This window comes from Lactobacillus sp. M0396 (genome assembly GCF_016101625.1).
GTDB lineage: Bacteria > Bacillota > Bacilli > Lactobacillales > Lactobacillaceae > Lactobacillus > Lactobacillus huangpiensis.
Genome location: NZ_JACFQE010000012.1, coordinates 1 through 3,210, shown reverse-complemented (window position 1 = coordinate 3,210; position 3,210 = coordinate 1). Strand labels below are relative to the sequence as shown.

General features: G+C 51.4%; 2 rRNA genes. Both read left to right on the top strand.

The annotated features are described in order from the left end of the window. Positions 1 to 105 precede the first annotated feature (105 nt). A 23S ribosomal RNA gene (locus H3T43_RS09205) occupies positions 106 to 3,014 on the top strand. 77 nt (positions 3,015 to 3,091) lie between these two features. Next, a 5S ribosomal RNA gene (gene rrf, locus H3T43_RS09200) occupies positions 3,092 to 3,208 on the top strand. Positions 3,209 to 3,210: the final 2 nt, after the last annotated feature.

The following is a 3,210-nucleotide window of genomic DNA, read 5'->3' as shown; positions in this document are numbered from 1 at the left end:
CAATGAGTTAGTACATTGAAAACTGAATATAATCCAAGAAAAAACCGAGAAACAATCAAAAGAGAAGAGATTGCCAAAGAGCGACCGAGAGAGTATCTTGAGTAAGGTCAAGTAAAGAAGGGCGCACGGTGAATGCCTAGGCACAATGAGGCGAAGAAGGACGTGACGAACCACGAAAGGCTTCGGGGAGCGGTAAGTACGCAGCGATCCGGAGACATCCGAATGGGGGAACCCAATGCATGCAGATGCATTACCAGGCGGTGAACAAATAGCCGTTTGGGGCAAGACGCAGCGAACTGAAACATCTAAGTAGCTGCAGGAAGAGAAAGAAAAATCGATTTCCCTAGTAGCGGCGAGCGAAGAGGAAAGAGCCCAAACCAGATGATTTATCATCTGGGGTTGTAGGACTGCAATAAGGCAGCGCAAAGGATAGCAGAATTATCTGGGAAGGTAAGCCAGAGAGGGTGAGAGCCCCGTAAGCGAAATCCGGAGCGCGCCGAGCAGGATCCTGAGTAGGTCGGGACACGAGGAATCCCGATTGAAGCAGCGAGGACCATCTCGCAAGGCTAAATACTACATTGTGACCGATAGTGAACCAGTACCGTGAGGGAAAGGTGAAAAGAACCCCGGGAGGGGAGTGAAAGAGAACCTGAAACCGTGTGCCTACAAATAGTCAAAGCCCATTAAAGGGTAATGGCGTGCCTTTTGTAGAATGAACCGGCGAGTTACGTTAGCTAGCGAGGTTAAGTCAGAAAAGACGGAGCCGGAGCGAAAGCGAGTCTGAAGAGGGCGCAGAAGTTAGCTGACGTAGACCCGAAACCAAGTGACCTACCCATGACCAGGTTGAAGGTGCGGTAAAGCGCACTGGAGGACCGAACCCACGTAAGTTAAAAATTGCGGGGATGAGTTGTGGGTAGCGGTGAAATTCCAAACGAACTTGGAGATAGCTGGTTCTCTCCGAAATAGCTTTAGGGCTAGCCTGGTGCCAGGACGATCATGGAGGTAGAGCTCTGTTTGGACGAAGGGCCCGTCAGGGGTTACTGAATTCAGATAAACTGCGAATTCCAGAGATCGAGGCACTGGAGTCAGACTGCGAGTGATAAGATCCGTAGTCGAAAGGGAAACAGCCCAGATCACCAGTTAAGGTCCCCAAATCTATGCTAAGTGGAAAAGGATGTGGAGTTGCGTAGACAACTAGGATGTTGGCTCAGAAGCAGCCATCATTAAAAGAGTGCGTAATAGCTCACTAGTCGAGTGACGCTGCGCCGAAAATTTACCGGGGCTAAGCATAGTACCGAAACTGTGGATGTGCAGTAATGCACGTGGTAGGAGAGCGTTCTAAATGCGGCGAAGCTTAACTGAGAAGATAAGTGGAGCGTTTAGAAGTGAGAATGCCGGTATGAGTAGCGCAAGACAGGTGAGAATCCTGTCCGCCGAAAGACTAAGGTTTCCTGGGGCAGGCTCGTCCGCCCAGGGTAAGTCGGGACCTAAGGCAAGGCCGAAAGGCGTAGTCGATGGACAACAGGTAGAAATTCCTGTACTGCGCAGCTTCGTTAATAGCGAAGGAGGGACGCAGGAGGCAAAGAACGCATGGCGCTGGAAGCCATGTTCAAGCGTTAAGTGTGGTAATGAGTCAAATGCTTGTTACCGGTAAGCACGAGGCGTGATGAGGAGCGAAATCAAAGTAGCGAAGGTTCAAGCGTCACACTGCCAAGAAAAGCTTCTAGTGAGAAGCTGCGTACCCGTACCGCAAACCGACACAGGTAGTCGAGTGGAGAACACTCAGGTGAGCGAGAGAACTCTCGTTAAGGAACTCGGCAAAATCGCCCCGTAACTTCGGGAGAAGGGGTGCTGGTGTAAGAGCCAGCCGCAGTGAATAGGCCCAAACAACTGTTTATCAAAAACACAGGTCTCTGCTAAGTCGTAAGACGACGTATAGGGGCTGACACCTGCCCGGTGCTGGAAGGTTAAGGAGAGCTGTTAGCGCAAGCGAAGCAGCGAACTGAAGCCCCAGTAAACGGCGGCCGTAACTATAACGGTCCTAAGGTAGCGAAATTCCTTGTCGGGTAAGTTCCGACCTGCACGAAAGGTGTAATGATTTGGGCACTGTCTCAACGAGAGACTCGGTGAAATTATAATACCCGTGAAGATGCGGGTTACCCGCGACAGGACGGAAAGACCCCATGGAGCTTAACTGCAATTTGATATTGGGCAGCTGTTAAACATGTACAGGATAGGTAGGAGCCGGAGAAGATAGCACGCCAGTGTTATCGGAGGCAATGTTGGGATACTACCCTTGTTTGATGGCTGCTCTAACCAGGGCCTCTAAGCGAGGCATGGGACAGTGTCAGACGGGCAGTTTGACTGGGGCGGTCGCCTCCTAAAGAGTAACGGAGGCGCCCAAAGGTTCCCTCAGAATGGTTGGAAATCATTCACAGAGTGCAAAGGTATAAGGGAGCTTGACTGCGAGAGCGACAACTCGAGCAGGGACGAAAGTCGGGCTTAGTGATCTGGTGGTACCGCATGGAAGGGCCATCACTCAACGGATAAAAGCTACCCTGGGGATAACAGGCTTATCTCCCCCAAGAGTTCACATCGACGGGGAGGTTTGGCACCTCGATGTCGGCTCGTCGCATCCTGGGGCTGAAGTCGGTCCCAAGGGTTGGGCTGTTCGCCCATTAAAGCGGCACGCGAGCTGGGTTCAGAACGTCGCGAGACAGTTCGGTCCCTATCCGTCGTGGGCGTAGGAAATTTGCGAGGAGCTGTCCTTAGTACGAGAGGACCGGGATGGACATACCGCTGGTGTACCAGTTGTCTTGCCAAAGGCATCGCTGGGTAGCTAAGTATGGCCGGGATAAGCGCTGAAAGCATCTAAGTGCGAAGCCCCCCTCAAGATGAGATTTCCCATACGTAAGTAGTAAGACACCTCAAAGACTAAGAGGTAGATAGGCTGGGAGTGGAAGAGCCGCGAGGCTTGGAGCGGACCAGTACTAATCAGTCGAGGACTTGACCAGAGCTTAATGGCAATTAAGGTTTTTTCAAGAGGATTATATTTAGTTTTGAGTGTAAAAGCTCAAAGAAAGAGAAAAAGTACGGTGGCAAGAGCAAGAAGGAAACACCTGTAACCATGCCGAACACAGCAGTTAAGCTTCTTCACGCCGAGAGTAGTTGGTGGGAGACTGCCTGCGAGGGTAGGACGCTGCCGTGCTT